The sequence below is a fragment of the Variovorax raffinosi genome (genome assembly GCF_051216615.1).
In the GTDB taxonomy this organism is placed as follows: Bacteria; Pseudomonadota; Gammaproteobacteria; order Burkholderiales; family Burkholderiaceae_C; genus Variovorax.
Genome location: NZ_JBPJZR010000001.1, coordinates 590,074 through 608,501, shown reverse-complemented (window position 1 = coordinate 608,501; position 18,428 = coordinate 590,074). Strand labels below are relative to the sequence as shown.

The 18,428-nt window shown below is 65.4% G+C and carries 16 protein-coding genes; 10 read left to right on the top strand and 6 right to left on the bottom strand.

Features of this window, described 5'->3' with window-relative positions; all coding sequences use genetic code 11:
- Window positions 1–17 precede the first annotated feature (17 nt).
- On the top strand, window positions 18–671 hold the full coding sequence (locus ACSFB7_RS02875; protein WP_435466861.1) for a TetR/AcrR family transcriptional regulator: 654 nt from the start codon (window positions 18–20) through the stop codon (window positions 669–671).
- Window positions 672–693: 22 nt separating this feature from the next.
- On the opposite strand, the gene ACSFB7_RS02870 is transcribed toward ACSFB7_RS02875, so the two are convergent.
- The 3 genes from ACSFB7_RS02870 to ACSFB7_RS02860 all read right to left on the bottom strand — a co-directional run bounded on the left by ACSFB7_RS02870 (window position 694) and on the right by ACSFB7_RS02860 (window position 3,836).
- Complete coding sequence (locus tag ACSFB7_RS02870) at window positions 694–2,367, bottom strand: GDYXXLXY domain-containing protein (protein ID WP_435466859.1); 1,674 nt, start codon at window positions 2,365–2,367, stop codon at window positions 694–696.
- Window positions 2,364–3,356 carry a DUF2157 domain-containing protein gene (locus ACSFB7_RS02865; RefSeq protein WP_435466857.1) on the bottom strand — a complete coding sequence of 331 codons (993 nt, stop codon included), beginning with the start codon at window positions 3,354–3,356 and terminating at the stop codon, window positions 2,364–2,366. Before ACSFB7_RS02865 ends, ACSFB7_RS02870 begins: the two co-directional genes overlap by 4 nt.
- Window positions 3,357–3,446: 90 nt before the next feature.
- Entirely contained in the window at window positions 3,447–3,836 is a 390-nt protein-coding gene (locus tag ACSFB7_RS02860; protein ID WP_435466855.1) for a DUF427 domain-containing protein, read from the bottom strand.
- A gap of 365 nt (window positions 3,837–4,201) precedes the next feature.
- On the opposite strand from ACSFB7_RS02860, the gene ACSFB7_RS02855 reads away from it, so the two are divergent.
- Together ACSFB7_RS02855 and ACSFB7_RS02850 are read left to right on the top strand one after the other, a co-directional pair.
- The gene (locus ACSFB7_RS02855; RefSeq protein WP_435466853.1) at window positions 4,202–5,170 is read left to right on the top strand and encodes a Bug family tripartite tricarboxylate transporter substrate binding protein; all 969 of its coding nucleotides are present in this window, start codon (window positions 4,202–4,204) and stop codon (window positions 5,168–5,170) included.
- 33 nt (window positions 5,171–5,203) lie between these two features.
- Window positions 5,204–5,887 (top strand): FABP family protein, encoded by a 684-nt coding sequence (locus ACSFB7_RS02850; protein WP_435466851.1) that lies wholly within the window; start codon window positions 5,204–5,206, stop codon window positions 5,885–5,887.
- A gap of 25 nt (window positions 5,888–5,912) precedes the next feature.
- Here the strand turns inward: ACSFB7_RS02850 and ACSFB7_RS02845 are convergent, their stop codons facing one another.
- Window positions 5,913–7,058 carry an aromatic ring-hydroxylating oxygenase subunit alpha gene (locus ACSFB7_RS02845; protein ID WP_435466849.1) on the bottom strand — a complete coding sequence of 382 codons (1,146 nt, stop codon included), beginning with the start codon at window positions 7,056–7,058 and terminating at the stop codon, window positions 5,913–5,915.
- A gap of 88 nt (window positions 7,059–7,146) precedes the next feature.
- Complete coding sequence (locus ACSFB7_RS02840) at window positions 7,147–8,064, bottom strand: LysR family transcriptional regulator (protein ID WP_435466847.1); 918 nt, start codon at window positions 8,062–8,064, stop codon at window positions 7,147–7,149.
- A gap of 88 nt (window positions 8,065–8,152) precedes the next feature.
- Between ACSFB7_RS02840 and ACSFB7_RS02835 the strand changes: the two genes are divergently transcribed.
- The 4 genes from ACSFB7_RS02835 to ACSFB7_RS02820 all read left to right on the top strand — a co-directional run bounded on the left by ACSFB7_RS02835 (window position 8,153) and on the right by ACSFB7_RS02820 (window position 13,083).
- A complete protein-coding gene (locus ACSFB7_RS02835; RefSeq protein WP_435466845.1) occupies window positions 8,153–9,544 on the top strand; it encodes an acyclic terpene utilization AtuA family protein in 1,392 nt (463 codons plus the stop codon).
- Window positions 9,541–9,915 (top strand): AtuA-related protein, encoded by a 375-nt coding sequence (locus tag ACSFB7_RS02830; protein ID WP_435466843.1) that lies wholly within the window; start codon window positions 9,541–9,543, stop codon window positions 9,913–9,915. Before ACSFB7_RS02835 ends, ACSFB7_RS02830 begins: the two co-directional genes overlap by 4 nt.
- 47 nt (window positions 9,916–9,962) lie before the next feature.
- A complete protein-coding gene (locus tag ACSFB7_RS02825; RefSeq protein ID WP_435466841.1) occupies window positions 9,963–10,928 on the top strand; it encodes a Bug family tripartite tricarboxylate transporter substrate binding protein in 966 nt (321 codons plus the stop codon).
- Window positions 10,929–10,989: 61 nt separating this feature from the next.
- Window positions 10,990–13,083 (top strand): alpha/beta hydrolase domain-containing protein, encoded by a 2,094-nt coding sequence (locus tag ACSFB7_RS02820; protein WP_435466839.1) that lies wholly within the window; start codon window positions 10,990–10,992, stop codon window positions 13,081–13,083.
- A gap of 4 nt (window positions 13,084–13,087) precedes the next feature.
- Here the strand turns inward: ACSFB7_RS02820 and ACSFB7_RS02815 are convergent, their stop codons facing one another.
- A complete protein-coding gene (locus ACSFB7_RS02815) occupies window positions 13,088–13,879 on the bottom strand; it encodes an NAD(P)H-dependent oxidoreductase (RefSeq protein ID WP_435466837.1) in 792 nt (263 codons plus the stop codon).
- A gap of 92 nt (window positions 13,880–13,971) precedes the next feature.
- Between ACSFB7_RS02815 and ACSFB7_RS02810 the strand changes: the two genes are divergently transcribed.
- The 3 genes from ACSFB7_RS02810 to ACSFB7_RS02800 all read left to right on the top strand — a co-directional run bounded on the left by ACSFB7_RS02810 (window position 13,972) and on the right by ACSFB7_RS02800 (window position 18,280).
- Entirely contained in the window at window positions 13,972–14,865 is an 894-nt protein-coding gene (locus ACSFB7_RS02810; RefSeq protein WP_435466836.1) for a LysR family transcriptional regulator, read from the top strand.
- 329 nt (window positions 14,866–15,194) lie between these two features.
- Window positions 15,195–17,387, top strand: coding sequence for an AAA family ATPase (locus ACSFB7_RS02805; protein ID WP_435466834.1), 2,193 nt, complete (start codon window positions 15,195–15,197; stop codon window positions 17,385–17,387).
- Window positions 17,384–18,280: an HNH endonuclease family protein gene (locus ACSFB7_RS02800; protein WP_435466832.1), complete on the top strand. Its 897-nt coding sequence runs from the start codon at window positions 17,384–17,386 to the stop codon at window positions 18,278–18,280. The genes ACSFB7_RS02805 and ACSFB7_RS02800 overlap by 4 nt, the downstream gene beginning before the upstream one ends.
- Window positions 18,281–18,428: the final 148 nt, after the last annotated feature.

Below are 18,428 nucleotides of genomic sequence, written 5' to 3'. Positions count from 1 at the left end.
AAGTGACACCATTGCCCATGCGCGACACCAAACCTGCACCATCCACGACGCCGGAAACCACCGCGGACAGAGAGATCAGGGCGGGCAACAAACGCAAGATCCTGAAAGCGGCCAGCGAGGTGTTCGCGGCCAAGGGCTTCGACGGCGCACGCATCGCCGAGATCGCCACCGTCGCGGGCCTGCCCAAGGCCAACGTCTACTACTACTACGCGACCAAGGAAGAGCTGTACAGCGCCACCTTCGCGCCGCTGCTGGAAGAGTGGGACAGCGCGCTGCGCATCCTCAAGGTCGAGACCGAGCCCGCCGTGGCATTGCGCGCGTATGTCGAAGCCAAGCTGAAGCTGGGCCGCAAGAACCCGCTGGAGGCGCGGCTCTTCGCCAACGAAGTGGTGCGCGGCGGTGCCTTCCTGTCAGCGGCGGACCGCGCGCACATCGCCAGGAGCACGGCCGCGAGCATCGAGGTCTTCGAGGCCTGGATGGCCGCCAAGAAGATCCGCCAGATCGACCCGCAGCACTTTCTGTTTCTGCTCTGGGCCTCGACCCAGTTCTATGCCGACTACGAGCCCATCGTGAACGCGGTGCTGCAGGTGAAGAAGATGAGCGCCGCGCACTACGACAAGGCGCTCGAGAGCATCGTCAGCACGGTGCTGGGCGGCGTGCTGCTCGATTGAGGCTGCGGCGCGGCGCGCAGCGCTAGCGAATCGGCCGCAACTGCTCATCCGCCATGCCCACCAGCAGGGCCGAGCCGTTGGGCAGGATGCGGAACTCGCCGTAGCGCGCATGCGTGAAGCGTTCCGCATCGCCTTCCTTGAAGAACCATGCATCGGTCACGAAGACCCAGCCGCCGTTTTTCGCGCTGAGCGGTACTTCGAGGTCGGCGGCCTCCTTCTGCTCACCGGCAGCGGGCACATGCAGCGTATAGGTTGACGGCACGGCCGGATTGGGCCGCACCAGCACGGTGGGCCGCTGGTCGCCGTTGTCGTGGTCGCCCCAGCGCAAGCGGTCGGGCAGCGCGAAGTTCAGTTGCATGTAGTCGCCCTGCATGAGCGAGCGCGGATCGACCGGCGCCAGTCGAACGAACACGGGCTGGCCGTTGCGGATGGTGTTCTCTTTCTGGAAGATCGCGATGTTGGCCACCACCAGTGTGGCCACGCCTGCCAGCACGATGCCCGCGAGCTGCTTGTTCTTCCACCAGACGCCGGTGACGGGCGCGATGGGCGCAGCGCCGGCTGCATCGGCGGATGACGCATTGCTGCGCGACGCCAACCAGGCCAGCGCGCCCAGCGCGGCACCGATCGCGACCAGCAGCAGTGCCTTGTCCGCCAGCGGCCACGTGAGCTGGTAGTAGAAGCTGCCCACGATCCACAGCGCCGCCGCGCAACCCAGCGCGGCGAGCCGCCAGCGCCGCGTGACGGCCAGTGCCGCAGCGCAGAGGCAGACCGCGCCGAGGTTCGGCACGAAGCCGCACAGCACCGCCAGCAACACAGCCACGCCAAGGCCGAGCACGGGCATCTGCCGCAGCGCCGGCCAGCAACGGCCCAGCAGCACGGCCGCACCCACCGCGCACAGCACCGACACCAGGATCTGCAGCTTGGCGCCCATGCCCGATACGGCGTTGACGCCGACCAGTTCCTGCCCCATGTCGGCGCCCGGGACCATGCCACCCAGCATGAAGGTGGCACCCGACAGCAGCACCAGCGTCAGCAAGAGCTGCACGCACCAGCCATCGGCCAGGCTGGTCAGCAGGCTGGCGGTGCGCGCGCTCGCCAGCCGCGGCAGCAGGTACAGCACCAGCAGCCACACGGCCAGGCCGATATGGGCGTAGAGCCACCACGTCCAGCGGAAGCGCTCGAGCCACACCAGATCCCAGAAGGCCTTGTTGCCGTTCGGCCAGGCCATGGCGGCGACGATCAGGAACACGCCCAGCATCAGGCCCAGCAGAGCGCGCAGCCAGTGCAAGGGCGTGAGCCAGGCCAGCACCAGGCTGACGGCGCACATGCCCAGCGCAGCGGCAAAGACCGTGTTGTCGCGGAACAGCGCCCATCCCAGGCAGCACAGGCCCAGCACCATGGCTGGCAGGCACAACTGTTCGACGAACAGCGCCAGGCCGCGCTGGCGCAGGATGAGCACGCTGGCCGCCAGCAGGATGAGGCCGAAGATGTACAGGGCAGGGCCTTGTTTCAGCAGCGCGCTGCCGAAGGTCAGGGCCACGGCGCCCAGCAGCGGCAGCACGGCCAGCCAGGCGCCGAGCGCGGTCAGCAGCAGCACCGGCCAGGGGCGCGAATCGTCCTTGGGCCATTGCGCGTCTGGCGGCAGCAGGCCATCGTCGATCGCGCGTTGCATGAGTGGGGATGGTGCTGCGGTCATGCGGCGGCTCCGTCTTGCTGCGCGGCCGCCAGCACGGCGGTCTGCCGTCGCATGACCCAGCCCACCGACACCGCCAATATCCCCGCGGCCGCGAGCCCGGTCAGCAGCAGCCGGCCGATGTCACTGCCACTGCTGCTGTGGAAAAGAATGCGCACGAGGCCGGCGACCAGCAGGGTGTCGACGCACAGCACCGCGACGCTCAGGCCCACGATGTCGAACCAGCGCTGCTGCATCAGCAGGCCTGTGGCGCCACCCATCAGCGCAAAGCCCAGAACGTAGTGGGGCCCGCCTTCGGAGCGAAAGAACAGGCCCGCCAGCGCGGCCAGCGTCACGGTCACGGCCATGACCAGCAAGGCCAGCCGGCGCGACCATTGCGCCGTTCCGACCCAGCGTTGCGCCCATGGGCTCAGCGCAACCACGAGCAGTGCGCCCAACGCCCAGCTCGCCAGATGAATCGGCAGGTCCTGATTGCCGGTTCGCCAGCGGTGCCCTGTGTGCGTATAGGCCCAGAGGCTGATCGCGCTGCAAGCCACGATTACCCACGGAAACCACAGCACGTCGCTACGCACGCCCAGGCACAGCGGCAGGGTGAGCACGGCCCACAGCGCGAACAACTGCCACGCATCGGCACCGGTCTGGTAGGTCTGGCCGTAGTAGGCAAACAGTGCACCCGTGCCCAGCAGGCACAGCAGGCCCATCGGTGTTCGCAGTGCCGCGCTACGCCAGGCCGCCAGCGCGGTCAGCAGCACCCAACCCTGCAGCAGTGCGAACTGCCCGGTGCGGCCCAGCGCGCCCCAGTTGGCCGCCACCCACATCACCAGGCCGAAGCCGCCGAGCCCGGCGGCAAGCAGCGCGACCGTGCGCCAGAAACGCTGGGCCAGGTGCGGCGGCGGCGCATCGAGTTCCGCGAGCGCGAACAGCGCATGCATCCGCGGCTGCGTCAGTCGATGGGCCTGGGCCAGTTCGTAGAGTGCGAGTCGAATGTTCATGGATGTGGAGGATGGTTGCCGATGCCATTCTCCACATGGTGAGTCCAGCCGCCTGTGCTGGACCGGTGTCGCCGAAGCTTTCTTCGGCTGCTAGTGCACGCGCTCTTCGATCGGTCCTACGCGATCGGGATAGAAGGCCACGTGGTCCTTGATCTGCGCGACCGGACCGTAAGGCGACTCGTAGGTCCACACCGCATTCACCGAGCGTTCGCCGCCGGCCGGAATGCTGTAGTAGTTGCACTCGCCCTTGTAGGGGCAATAGGTTGCATGCGACGTGCGTTCCAGCAGGGACATCTTCACGTCCTTGCGGGGGATGTAGTGCACGGTTCCGAAGTGCGCTTCGCGCAGTGTCAGCGCGTCGCGCGTGTCGGCGATGACGATGCCGTCGACCGACACCACCACGCGCAGCGGATTGCGCGCAATGGCGATCGGGTGGTCGGGGCCGGGGGTCTTGATGGTGCGTTCGGGCGTGGCGAACATGGGCAAGCTCCTTCAGCGGATCGGGGTGACGCAAGAATCGGCGGAAGCGCATCTTGCCGCGATGTCGCGACGGTTTGAAGTCCCCGCGAAATCGGCATGTTCCCGAAGTGGTTAAAGCCATGACCCCATCGGAATGGCTCTGGAAGCCTTTCGGATTCATTTCATGCCTGCGCGGTCTCATTGGGGATTGCCTCGGACAGCGCGGCCATTTCGATGTAGTGCTTCAGTTTGCAACGAACACCGAGCTTGCGCAGGGGCGGCCCGGCCGGGGCGAACCACCACCTGACCGGGCCCGCGCCGCGGGAGGTGTAAGAACGGTGATAAAACTTTGCGCGAACCCCACCCGTGCCCACCGAAAGACCGAAGTGAAGAAGAACAAGCTCGCCACCTTCCTGCTCGCCAGCCTGCTTGCCGCCGGCGCGAGCGCGCAGGCGTGGCCGTCGAAACCCGTGCGCGTGATCGTGCCCGCGCCGGCCGGCAGCTCGCTCGACGTGATCGCGCGCACGCTGGCCGACCGGTTGCGCGTGATGTGGAAGCAGCCCGTGGTGATCGAGACCAAGGCCGGCGCCGGCGGCTTGATCGGCATGGAGGCGGTGGCCAGGGCGCCGCACGACGGCTACACGCTGGGCATCGGCTTCAACGGGCCGATTGCCTTCGGCCCCTACATGTACGCGCGCATGCCCTACGCGCCGGCACGCGACCTCATACCGATCGTGCTCACGACCTCGCAGCCCAATGTGCTGGCGGTGCAGGCCAGCAATCCGGCGAACACGCTGCCCGAGTTCGTGGCCTGGGCGAAGAAACAGGGCCACCGGTTCAGCTATGCCTCGGTGGGGGCGGGCAGCTCGTCGCACCTCACGATGGAGCTGCTTCGCAGCGTGGCGGGCATCGAGGCGGTGCACGTTCCCTATTCGGGCTCGCCGCCCGCGGGGCTGTCGGTGGCGGCGGGCGATACGCAGGCGCTGTTCACGGTTGCGCCCGCGCTGCTGCCGTTGATCCAGGGCCAGCGCGTGAAGCTCATCGCCGTCACCAGCGCCACGCGCTCCGAGCTGATGAAAGACCTGCCCACCGTGGCCGAGTCGGGCTACCCCGGCTTCGAGTCGCTGGCATGGAACGGCTTCTTCACCGCCAGCGGCACGCCGCCCGAGGTGGTGCAGCGCATCAATGCCGACGTCAACACGGTGCTGCAGGAGCCGGCCGTGCGCGAGCTGCTGGCCAACCAGGGGCTGGTGCCGGGCGGCAGTTCGCCGGAAGAGTTCAAGACCTTCATCGACAGCGAAGGCCGCAAGTGGGGCGCGATCATCGCCAAGGTCGGCATACGCCTCGACCGGTGATACTTCGGGCGCCAGAATTCCAGGAGGACCCCCATGAGTGAATATCCCGAAGACATCTACACGGAAGCCGAGCCCGACCCCTACACGCTGAACAACCTGGGCCCGCTGACCGGCCTGGCCGGTATCTGGACCAGCGCCGCCGGCAAGGACGTCGCCCCCAAGGCCGAGGGCCCCGAAACCTCGGTCTACATCGAGCACGCCGAGTTCCAGCCCATCGATGCACAGACCAACGGGCCGCAAATCTTCTACGGGCTGCGCTATCACGTGCGCATCGTGAAGCCGGACGAGGTCGAGAGCTTTCACGACCAGGTCGGCTACTGGCTGTGGGAGGCCGCCACGGGCACGCTGATCCAGACGCTGTCGATCCCGCGCGGCCAGACCGCCATGGCCATGGGGCATGCGCAGCCCGATGCGAAGTCTTTCAAGCTTGAAGCGATTCGCGGCGCCGAGACCAACGGCATCCTGTCGAACCCCTTCCTGGAGCATGCGTTCAAGACGCTCAGCTACAACATCGCCGTGACGATCCATGACGACGGCAGTTGGTCGTACGAGCAGGAAACGCTGATGAGCGTTCGCGGCAAGCCAGAGCCCTTTCGCCACACCGACCGCAACACGCTGCGCAAGATCGGCGAGCCCACGCCGAACCCGACGGCGCGAGCCGCGATGGCAGAGGCCGCCGCTGCTGCGACGGCGGCCGAAGGCAACGCAACGGCCTGATCCGCGCGATGTGGGTGGGCGCGCTCTATGCGAGCGCCGCCTCCACATCCGCATGAAACTTCGCCGAGCACCACTCGGTGGCGCCGAAGTACAGCGAAGACTGCGCGCCGCTGGCCAGCGTCGATTGCGACGACACACCGAGCGCAAAGTCTTCGTCGAGCGCACCCCAGAACGACGCGACGTTCTTGCGCCAGTAGTTGATCGACTTCTCCGTTTTCGGCAGTTCCGGAATCAGCGTGCTCGCGATCACGCGCGAGCGGCCCGGCGATTCGGGCAGCACCGTGAACGCGTTGGCGTGGTCGCCTTCATGCAGGATGAAGGTCGCCGGAAAGAAGTAGTAAATGATGTTCGAGTGCGGCCCCACCTGCCAGTCGTGCTGCGGCTGCGCGCGCAACGCTTCGATGCTGCGCTTGGGCAGAAACAGGCGCTGGTGCTGCCGGTCGTGGTCGGCCATCAGCAGGTTGTCGTAGAACAGCGCCGCAATGCTGTTGCGGTGCGCGTACTGGAAGTGATAGGTCTCCAGATTGGCCTCGAACGGAATCTTCCAGTTGGCCGCGTTGTCGAAGGCGTGCTCATGAAACGGCACCCAACTGTCGTAGCCCCATGAGCGCAGGTCGCAGCCGAAGCGGCCCAGCCAGGTGTCGATGTCGAGCGTGGCGCTTTCACCCTCGGCCAGCACGCGTGGAATGGCCCACACAAAGCCCAATGCCTCGGCCACCGGCACGCGCGCCAGGCTGCAGCCCGATGCGGGCGCATGCGGAAAGTCTTCGCCCGAGGGCCGGCCGCGCAGCGTGCCGTCGAGCCCGTAGGTCCAGCTGTGGTACGGGCAGATGAGGGCGCGCTGATTCGACAGGCCCGGCGTCTTCAGCCGCGCACCGCGATGGCGGCAAGCGTTGACGAAGCCGTTGAGCTTGCCGTCCTGCCCGCGCACCAGCACCAGCGGCAGGCCGGCCACGTCGATGGCAAAAGAGTCGCCGGCCTTCGCAAGCGATGCCGAAGGGCACAGCGCCAGCGGGTAGCGGCGAAAGATGCGTTCCACCTCGCGTTCGTGGCGCTCGGGGTCGAGGTAGCGCGACACCGGGCTGATGCCGGGCTCGCCGCGTTCGCTGCCATGGGTCTCGATCAGCGCGAGCGCGCGCCGGATCAAGGCGATCTGTTCTTCATGCTGCATGGTCTGTCTCCGCCATTCTTGTTCGTTGTCTCCGTGCCATCGGGGGGCACGGGACATTATTGCGGCGGACCTGAACAGGCCGCGTGCTTCAGTCGAGCTTCAGCGTGCCCAGCCGCTCGACGATGAGGTCGTGCAGCGTTTGCGCGGCCACTGAAAGACTGCCTTCGCGGCGCTGCACCAGGTACACCGTGCGCGTGAGCGCGGGCAGCGGCAACGGGCGCGTGGCCAACGTGTCGCGGCGAAAGTGGAACAGCGTGAGCGCCGGCACCACGCTGATGCCCAGGCCCGCTTCGACCAGTCCCATGACAGTGGCCAGATGCTCCACCTCGAACACCGCGTTGAGCCGCTGCGGATGCACCGCCACATCGAGCGCCTGCCGCACGCTGCTGTTGCGCGCCATCTGGATGAAGGGCCACGGCGCGATCTTCTTCAGCGTCAGGCGCGGCTCGTGCGCCAGCGGATGGTCGGCGCGGCACACCAGGTGAAAGCGGTCGGTGCAGAGCTTGCGCGCGCGCAGGTCGCTGTCGGCCGCCGCACCCGCGCCCGAGGCCGCCAGCGCAAAGTCGGCCTGGCCGCTGCGCACGAGCGCAATGCAGGCGTCGGACAGCGCATCGTCCAGGTCGATGCGGATGCCCGGCCAGGCCTGCATGAATTCCGCGAACACGGTCGGCAACCAGCCGGCCGCGAGCGAGGGCAGGGCGGCCACGTGCACCCGGCCCTTGCGCCGCTCCACATGGTCGGCCAGGTCGCCCATCGCGCTGCCCATGTCGTCGAGCAGCCGCCGCGCCGAGCCTTCGAACAGCCGGCCTTCGGGCGTGAGCTGCACGCTGCGCGTGTCGCGGTCGAACAGGCGCGTGCCCACCGCGTCTTCGAGCGTGCGAATCAGCGCGCTGAAGGCGGGTTGCGACAGGTGGCTGGCCTGCGCCGCCCGCGTGAAGTTGCGGTGCTCCACCAGCGCAAGAAAGGCGCGCAGTTGCCGCGTGGAGAGGTCGGGCGTCTTTCTCATCAACGGGCCTTCGTTATTTGAAAAGCAGATCAATCAATCCGGATTTTCGATTTTACGGATGACAGGCGCCTGCCTACAGTGCACGGCAATGAATCCCAATGAATCGCCCAGGCTGTTGATCGGATGCGCCGCCGGCTTCTCGGGCGACCGCACCGATGCGGCGGGCCCGGTGGTCGACACGCTCATCGCGCGGCTGCAAAACGGCCCGAAAGAGCAGCGCGCCTTCCTGATCTTCGAGACGCTGGCCGAACGCACGCTGGCACTGGCGCAACTGCGCCGCCGCGACAATCCCGAGGCCGGCTACGAGCCGCTGCTCGACGCCATGCTGCGGCCCGTGCTCGCGCGCTGCCTGGCGCACGGCATCCGCATCGTCAGCAACTTCGGCGCCGCCAACCCGCGCGCCGCCGCCCGGCACATCGCCCGCATGGCGCGCGAGCTGGGCGCCGGCGCGCCGCGCATCGCGGTGGTGGAGGGCGATGATCTTTCCGGCCCCGAGCACCGCGCTTTGCTGCGCGAGGCACTGGGCGCGCAGATGGATGGCCTGCGCGTGGTCAGCGCCAATGCGTACATCGGCGCCGAGCCGATTGCCGCCGCGCTCGATGCAGGCGCGCAGATCGTGGTGTGCGGCCGCGTGGCCGACCCGTCGCTCACCGTGGGGCCGGCCATGTCGCACTTCGGCTGGCGCGCCGACGACTGGGACCGGCTGGGCCGCGCCACCATGGCGGGCCACTTGCTCGAATGCGGCGCGCAGGTATGCGGCGGCTACTTTGCGGACCCGGGCTACAAGGACGTGCCGGGCCTGGAGGCGGTGGGTTTCCCTATTGCAGAGATCGATGCCGATGGGGGTTGTGTCATCGGCAAGTCCGACGGCACCGGCGGGCTCGTGAGCGAGGCCACGGTGAAGGAGCAACTGCTCTACGAAGTGCACGACCCCGCCGCCTACCTGACGCCCGACGTGGTCGCGAACATCGGTGATGCCGAGGTGCGTGCGCTGCCCGGTGTCGACCGCGTCGAACTGTCGGGCGTGCGCGGGCACGAGCGGCCGGGCCGCTACAAGGTCAATGTGTGCCATGAAGGCGGCTGGCTGGCCGAGGGGGAAATCTCCTACGCCGGCCCTCGCGCCGAGTCGCGCGCGCGGCTTGCGGCCGATGTGCTGCGCAAGCGCCTCGATGGCTTGACCTTGCGCGTCGACCTCATCGGCGCCCTGAGCATCCTCGGCGACGACGCCGGCCGCGCGCTCGCGAGCCTGCCAGATGCCGGCCTGCGCGACGTGCGCCTGCGCGTCGCCGCCACGCATGCCGATCGCGCGCAGGCCGAGCGGCTGGCGCGCGAAGTCATGGCGCTCTACACCTGCGGGCCCGCAGGCGGCGGCGGTGTGCGCACCGCGCTCACGCCTCGGCTCAACACGCTGTCTTGCCTGTTGCCGCGCGAGGCGGTGCCGGTGCGTTTTGAACTGCTCGATGCAAAGGCGCTGGCATGAACGACACCACGAACACGACAGACACGATCGAGGTGCCGCTCTACCGCGCCGCTCACGGCCGCACCGGCGACAAGGGCGATCGCTCGAACATCAGCGTCATCGCATGGCACGCCGACCTCTACCCCTTGCTGCTTGAACAGCTCACGCCCGAGCGTGTGGCCGAACAGTTCAGGCATCGCAGGCCCTCGCAGGTGCAGCGCTTCGTGCTGCCGAAACTGGATGCGATGAACTTCGTGCTCGACGCGGTGCTCGATGGCGGCGTCAACGACGCGCTGAACCTCGATGCGCACGGCAAGGCGTTGTCTTTCCTGCTGCTCGACATGCCGATCCAGATACCGCGCGCGCTCCAGCCGTTGCTGGCAGGGCCGTAGCGGCGGCATCCCTTTTTTTCCTTACCCATCCATCCGGAGACAAAACAATGAAACGATTTCCCCTCACCGTGCTGACCACCGCACTGGCCCTTGCGCCACTGCTCGGCCACGCACAGGCCTTCCCCGAAAAAGCCATCACCTTCGTCGTGCCCTTCGCGGCCGGCACCGCCACCGACCAGATCGCGCGCGCGCTCGGCAACCAGATCGCGACCGAGACCAAGCAGGCCGTCATCATCGACAACAAGGCCGGCGCCAGCGGCTTCATCGCCTCGCAGAGCGTGGCCAAGGCACCTGCCGATGGCTACACGGTGCTGATCACCACCAACACCACGCACGCGGCCAACGAGCACCTGTTCAAGAAGCTGCCCTACGACCCGGTGAAAGACTACGCACCCATCGCCGCGCTCGGCAAGGGCGGGCAGATCATGGTGGTCAACCCGTCCTTCCCCGCGAAGAGCGTGGCCGAGTTCATTGCACTCGCGAAGAAGGACCCGGGCAAGTACAGCTTCGGCAGCGGCAGCAGTTCGAGCCGCATGGCCGGCGAGTTGCTGCAGCAGGTGGCCGACATCAAGCTGCTGCACGTGCCCTACAAGAGCAACACGCTCGCGGTGACCGACCTGCTGGGCAACCAGATCAACATGATGATCACCGACACCACCACCGGCCTGCCGCAGGTCAAGGGCGGCAAGCTGCGCGCGCTGGGCATTTCCAGCGCGGCCCGTTCGCCGCTGGCACCCGACGTGCCCACCATTTCAGAAGCAGGCGTGAAGGGCTACGAAATGGGCTACTGGTTCGCAGCCTACGCGCCCGCGAAGACGCCACCGGCCGTGGTCAAGCGGCTCAACGAGCTGCTGGTGAAGGCCGCGAAGAGCGAAGCCGCGAAGACCGCCTTCTACGAACCCACCGGCACCGAGGTGTTCACCACCTCGCCCGAAGAACTGGCGAAGTTCCAGACCGCCGAGTCGCAGAAGTGGGGCCGCATCGTGAAGGCCGCCGGCATCGAAGCCGAATAGCGCCATCGCCGTAGCGGGGATCGGCGCCGCGCAAAGAACACCATAACGAAGGAGACAAACCATGAAACGCTGGAGCCTTGCGGCTGCCACGGTGGCTTCGGCCGCCCTTATTCTTCTGAGCGCCTGCGGTGGAAGCGGCGGGGGCGGGGGCTTCGTGCTGCCGCCATCGACCGTCGCGCCTCCCACGGCGGCACCCCTGGCCGCCACCGCGCCGAAATTCAAGCTCGCCATATCGAAGACCGAACACGTGCCCGGCACCTTCGGCACCGTGGGCGCCTACGAAAAGATCAGCGGCATCTTCACCGGCGAGGTCGATCCGAAGGACGCGCGCAACGCGATCATTCAAGACCTGCAGCTCGCGCCGCTCAACGCCAACGGCAAGGTCGAGTACAGCTCCGACTTCGTGCTCTTCAAGCCCAAGGACATGAGCAAGGCCAGTGGCGTGCTGCGTTATGACGCGCCGAACCGCGGCAACATCGTCAACCTCGATCCGTACTTCGCCTCGCGCGGTTATGTGTTCCTCACGGCCGCGTGGCAGGGCGACGTGCCGGCCGCGGCGGGCAAGCTCACGCTCAATGTGCCGGTCGCGAAGAACGCAGACGGTAGCACCATCACCGGCACCTACCGCGCCGAGCTGCTGCCCACCGCGGCAACCAACGATTCGCTGCCGCTGCCCGGCGGCCCCTTCAACGCCGCCATGCAGGCCTATGCGACCGCGAGCCTGGACAACACCAAGCCCGGCTATGTGCTCACGCGCCGCATCAACGAGGGCGACGCACGCCAGCTCATTCCCGCGAGCGAGTGGAAGTTTGCGAAGTGCGGCGCTGGCTCGCCGTTCCCCGGCACGCCCGACGAAGCCAATGTGTGCCTCAAGGCCGCATGGGACCCGGCGTACATGTACGAGCTGGTCTACATCGCGAAAGACCCGAAGGTCATGGGCCTGGGCCTGGCGGCGCTGCGCGACATGATCACCTTCTTCCACCGCGATGCGAGGGACGCCGCGGGCACGGCCAACCCGGTGGCCGCGGCGATCCGCAACACCATCGCCTCGGGCGTCTCGCAGTGCGGCAACTTCATGAAGACCTTCGTGCACCTGGGCTTCAATGAAGACCGCGCGGGCCAGAAGGTGTTCGACGGCGTGTTCGCGCAGATCGCGGCGCGGCAGACCAACATCAACATGCGCTTTTCGATTCCCGGTGGCGGCGGCGGCGTGCGCACCGACCACACGGCCTTCGGGCAGGCCGGCACGCGCGGCCTCTCGAAGGACTACGTGGACGACGTGGCCCAGCGGCGCGGCGGCATCCTTTCGCGCTGCGAGGCCGGCGGCACCTGCCCCAAGCTCTTCATCGGCTTCAGCGGCACGGAGTTCTGGACCCTGCAGGGCTCGCCGCTGCTGACCGACGCGTGGGGCACCGCCGACCTGGTGCAGCCGGGCAACGCGCGCATCTACTACTACGCGAGCACGCATCACCTGCTGGGCCTGCCGTCGATGCCAGGCACCAACGCAGGCGCGCTCTACATGACCAATGCGAACACCAGCGTGATCCCGGTCGTGCGCGCCCTGTACCAACGGCTTGAAGAATGGGTCGTGCAGGGCACCACGCCGCCCGACAACCAGGTGCCCAAGCTCGCGGACGCCACGCTGGTGCGGCCGGCGCAGGTCAAGTTTCCGGCCATTCCGGGCGCTAGCTACACGGGCCTGGTCAACACCTATTCGCTGCTCGACTGGGGTCCCAACTACCGACCGCAGGACGAGAGCGGCATCGCCACGCAGGTGCCGCCCGCGTACCTGGGCCGCGACTACGCGATCCTGGTGCCGCAGGTGGATGCGGACGGCAACGACATCGCCGGCATCCGCAGCATCGACGTGGCCGTGCCCGTGGGCACCAACACCGGCTGGAACGCCACCAACAAGCCCGGCACCATCGACCAGGCGGGGCTCTTCGGTTCGTACTTTCCGTTCGTGAAGACTGCAGCGCTGCGCGCGGGCACAACCGACCCTCGGCTGTCGCTGCAGGAGCGCTACACCGACCAGGCCGGCTACGTCGCCGCCGTGACCAGCGCGGCCAACGACCTCGTGGCCAGGCGCTTCATGCTGCGCGTGGATGCCGACGCAGCCATTGCGAACGCGACGGCCAACCCCGTGCTGCCCTGATCGATCAATCGGTGGCAGCAACCACAACGTGCGCCGCGAACCCCGAGCGGCCCGGTGCCACATCGGGCCGCAGAGTGAGGGCGGGAATCTCGTAGTCGCCAGCGTTCTGCGGGCGGAACGCGATCGGCGCCGTCGTCCACAGCGCATCGAGCCGGCCGCCGAGGTCTTCGGTGATGCGCCCATAGGCCGCATCGTCGACCTTGCCCGTGCGGTAGACCACGAACGGCGGCAGCACCTCGAAGCCCGGGTAGTAGAGGATGCCGTGGTGAATGGGAAACAGCAGGTCGTCCATCGGCCCGTTGATGCCGCGCGGGCTGTAATGCGGCGCCCAACCGCCGGTGGTGACCACCAGCATCGCGCGCTTGCCCGCCATCACGCCTTGGCCGAAGCGGTCGCCCCAGTGCGTGTCGGAATGCTCGCCCACGCCGTAGGCAAAGCCATAGGCATACACGCGCTCGACCCAGCCCTTGAGGATGGCGGGCATCGAATACCACCAGAGCGGAAACTGGAAGATCACCGCGTCGGCCCACAGCAGCTTGGCCTGCTCGGCCGCAATGTCGTCGGGCTGCGTGCCGGCTTCGAAGGCGCGCTGTGAATCCATGACCGGATCGAAGTGCGCGCCGGGCTCCACGTGCGCAAAGTCGTCGACGGCCAACGGCGCCTTCCATTGCATGGCGTAGAGATCGGACACGCGCACTTCGTGCCCCGATTGCGTGAGGCGTTCCACCATGAAGTTTTTCAGCGATCCGTTGAGCGACCGGGCTTCGGGGTGGGCGTGGACGAGGAGGACTTTCATGACGGCTGAACCTGTGGAATGAAGAACATGCACGCAGGTTAGAAAAGATGGCGATATATTGGAAATGAATAGTTTGAATTCCAGCCATTGCCATGAACAATTTCAGCCGCATCGACCTCAACCTGCTCATCACCCTCGACGTGCTGCTGGCCGAGCGCAACGTGACCCGCGCGGCCGAGCGCCTGAACCTGTCGCAGCCTTCGGTGAGCGTGCAGCTCGCCAAGCTGCGCGAGATGTTCAACGACCCGCTGCTGGTGCCCGCGCAACGCGGCATGCGACCCACCGCGCGCGCCGACGAACTGCGCGAGCCGCTGCGTGAAGCGCTGGAGTCATTGGGCCGCGCGGTGGCGCCCACCAAGCCTTTCGACCCGGCAGAGGCGACCACCACATGGCGCGTGGCTGCGGCCGACTATGCCGAGTCGGCGATCCTGTTGCCGGCACTCGCCGGCCTGCGCGCGGCGGCACCGAACACGCGGCTGGCTGTGGTGGAGGCAGTGCCGTCGCGCATGGCGCGACAACTGGAGCAGGGGGAGATCGACCTGTTCTTTCACACCAGCGTGGGCGCGCCGCCCGGGCTGCACCGGCGCGTGCTGTTCAACGAACGCTACGTGCTGGCGGGGAGGGCAGGGCATCCACGGCTGAAGCGCCGGCCCACGCTCGCGCAGTTCTGCGCGCTGGAGCATGTGGTGGTGTCACCGGGTGGTGGTGGCTTCGCCGGGCCCACCGACGAGGTGCTGGCGCAGAAGGGCTTGGCGCGGCGCGTGGCGCTGTCGGTGCCGCACTTTCTTTTCATGATGTCGGTGCTGGCCGAGACCGACATGGTGGCGATGCTGCCCGAGCGGCTGGCGCGCGGCGCACCGGGGCTGCGGGTGGTGGAGGCACCGCTGGAGGTGCCGGGGTATGAGATGGCGATGCTGTGGCACGAGCGGCGGCATCGGGATGCGGGGCATCGGTGGGTGAGGGAGTGGATTGCGGGGAGTTTGTAGAAGGGGCTTGGTGAATGCGGCCGAGTCGGGTGGGACTTTGAGCCGGAATTGACGGGAATTACCTTCTGAATTCCGGGTGTCAAAGTCGGTTTTCGGATTGATTTTGGTACTTAGGTCACGACGCTTGACCGTCGCATTTGGGCCCACAGCAGCCCTTCGGTCCGGAAAATGAGCCGCCAGAAACCTGCTACTCGCACTGTCGAGTTCAATGTCAGGCGTTGTAGGATTGGACGAATTTCCGGACGACCGATCTAATCGACCGCGAACGTTCGGTTGACCCGTTCAGGGTGCTTACGAGTGGATTAGTGTGCGAACAAGGGAGGTGTGCGATGAGGAAAGTGAGCCGGCGACAGGACATTCCTGCGTCTTTGTATGGCGACGACGTTCGCGTCGCAAAGGAAGAGATCGCCAAGCACTATCGGCTTCCCACTCAAGAACGTGTTCAGCGGCGTCTAGCGTTCAACCAGAAGATTTGGGCTGCCGACGCCGTGCGGCGGTCCCTATCCGAGGTGTTCTTATCGAAATGCGCCTACTGTGAGACGGCTGCGGGCAGCCTCCAACCGATGGATGTGCACCATCACAGACCGCGCGCCAACGCTGCAGGCTTCGAGCGGAGTGCAGAAAGCCCAGATCACTATGGTTGGCTCGCTTATGACTGGGACAACCTATTCCTGGCGTGCATGAGGTGCGATCGCTCCAAGTCGAATATCTATCCAGTAGACGGGCCCCGGGCTCAGCTCCGTTGCACTTGGAACGAGGCCGAAGAAAGCGAACGATCTCTGCTCATTAACCCGTGCAGTTCGGACCCTCGCAAGTACCTGCGATTCTGGATGGACGGCACTGTGGAGGGACGAAATGAGGTGGGTCGCACCACCATTCGGGTGCTTTCCCTGGATCGGGAGGGCTTGGTCGTCGCTCGATCGAATAAGTTCAAAGAGTGTCTCGAAGCTCTTGAACAAGGGCGCAGGAACGCGAGTGCGTTCAAGCACTTCCAGATGGCCATGGAAGAGGACGCAGAGTTCGTCGGAGCCACGCGGATTCTGTTCTTTGATCTCTTTACCGCGGCGGCGTCGGAGGCCGGCACCGCCAAGCCACTGTTCCGCTCGCTCGCCGAGGACGTGATTCAGGTTGCCATAGCCGCAGACGAGCAGTCGTGGGAATCGGTACTTAGAGTGGCAAGGCGAGAAAAGCAGGCTCCACAGGAATACGGCGCGCCGCCTGTTTCGGACAGCGTTGCGCAGATGTGGTCGGGAGTGGATCGACCTTCAACAGCTCAAATTCGAAGCATTCGAATTGAGAACTTCAAGGGTGTACACGCTTTGAACCTGGAGCTGCCGCCGGTAGATCCGAGCGCTCCTACCAATGCGCCTTGCATGATGCTGCTGGGTGAGAACTCCACTGGGAAGAGTTCAACACTTCAGGCAATCGCGTTGGCCCTGATGAACTCCACGATGCGTGCCCGAATTGGCATCAATGTGGACGACTACGTACCGCGCGAAGTAACGGGATGGCAACTCAATGACACAGTCACGCCGCGAGTCATGCTCGAATTCGACACTGGCGAATCGCTGACGATGCACATCGATCCGCTGAGCAAGCAAATCGTTGCAGATCGCGAGCTACCGATAGTCCTGTTCGCGTTCGGCTCTCGTCGATTCTTTGGAAAAGACGGTGTTCGCAAACAGTCGACCTCTCAGCTGAAGTCCCTTTTCGATCCCTTCGCTAAGCTTCAACATCCAGGGCGGTGGCTTCAGGATCTCTCCGACAATGAGTTCTATGCGCTTGCCAGGGCGATGCGAGAGATCTTGGCACTCCAAGAGAGAGACAACATTGGCCGTGACGAGGAAGGGCGACTTTTCGTGAAAGCTCACGGTCGCGATACTCCGTTGGAGCGCCTTAGTGACGGGTACCGATCGTTGATGGCGATGGTGCTAGACGTCATGCGCAAGATGATCGACGTCTGGGGGAATCTTGAGAGCGCCCGCGGTTTGGTACTCATCGATGAGATCGAAACTCATCTTCACCCCCGCTGGAAGCTGCGAGTGATGACTGCCCTCCGCCATGCCATGCCTCTCGTACAGTTCATTGTGACCACGCATGATCCGCTATGCCTCAGGGGCATGCGCGATGGTGAAGTACAGGTGTTGATCCGCAACTCTGAGCACGAAATTCAGGTTCTTAAAGGGTTGCCTGATGTGCGTGGCTTGCGTGCGGAGCAGCTCCTGACGTCGGACTATTTTGGCTTGGCGAGCACTGCAGATCCTGAGGTCGAGGACTCCCTTCACCGCCTTGCACTGTCACCTAGAGACGGCGGCGCTGACAACGTGCGAAAGTTCGAGGCCCTCCAGTCATTTCGGTGGATTGGTGACTCTCCGTTTGAGCAGGTCTTCAACGAAGCGCTGAAGCGCTTTTCCGAAGAGTCGAACGCGGTTCAATCAGTCGACCGAGCTCAGGTGCGCGAAGATATGGTGGTGAGCATAGTCGACCGCCTTCGCCGATTGAGGTCGGAGCGCTTGCAATGAGGTATGTATGCAGATCGGACGTCCCCGAGCCGGCGTCACTTGCTGCAGCTGATAGTCCTGCCGCGACTGAACGTGCGAAGGCGCAGGTGCATTTCCGAGACACGCCCGACGAAGAGTTCGACTTTAAGGCGTACAAAAGTCCCGATGTGGCATACGCGCTCAACGAGCTATTCCACGGTAAATGTGCCTACTGTGAGTCCAGCATCAGAGCGGTGCAGCCAACTGACGTCGAGCACTTCCGCCCGAAGGGCAGAGTTGCTGATTGCCCCGGACACCTTGGATACTGGTGGCTCGCCGCAAGCTGGGCCAATCTCCTGGCAAGTTGCATTGATTGCAACCGTCAGCGGTATCACGACGTCGAACAACTGGATCACGATCGCTTCAGCGAGGATCCAGGTTGGCTTTTCAAGTTGGGAAAAGGCGACCTGTTCCCCATCTTGGGAACGGCGTACGCCCATTGTGAGACTGACGACCATGACGCAGAGAACGCCGCCCTTATCGACCCAACCAGCCAAGATCCTGCCGATCACCTAGAGTGGCTTGAGGAGAGGGCTCTGAGCCTGATCGGGCCAAAGCTTGTTGCCGGCGGACACGATCCACACGGTTACTACACCTACCGCGTCTTCGGGCTGAACCGCCAAGGCCTAGTCGAAGAGCGCACCTCGCTCATGCGCAAGGTGTACGCTCAAATCGTATTCATAGAGCAGATGCTCGACGGCGCGATTCAGATGCCGGAGCCGTTTGCCAGCAAGCAGCGAGACCAAGCCTTTGAACAGTTTTGGTCCTTGGACTTCTATGCGCAAGCTGGCGAACCCTACTCCACTATGGTCGCAAACCTATTGAAGCTAGAGTCGGATCGATTGCTAGCAAAGTACCAAACCTTTATCGCTTGAGCCGACTGCACTTGCATACCGCGCAGCCTGTTGTCGCAGACGTCGGATTTAGCCATTGTCTAGCTCAATGCCGATGATCGTGCGGCGGCCCCCTCGCCAACTCGCCGTAAAGCAGTCGATTGCGATCGGCTGCAAATGGCCGAATGCG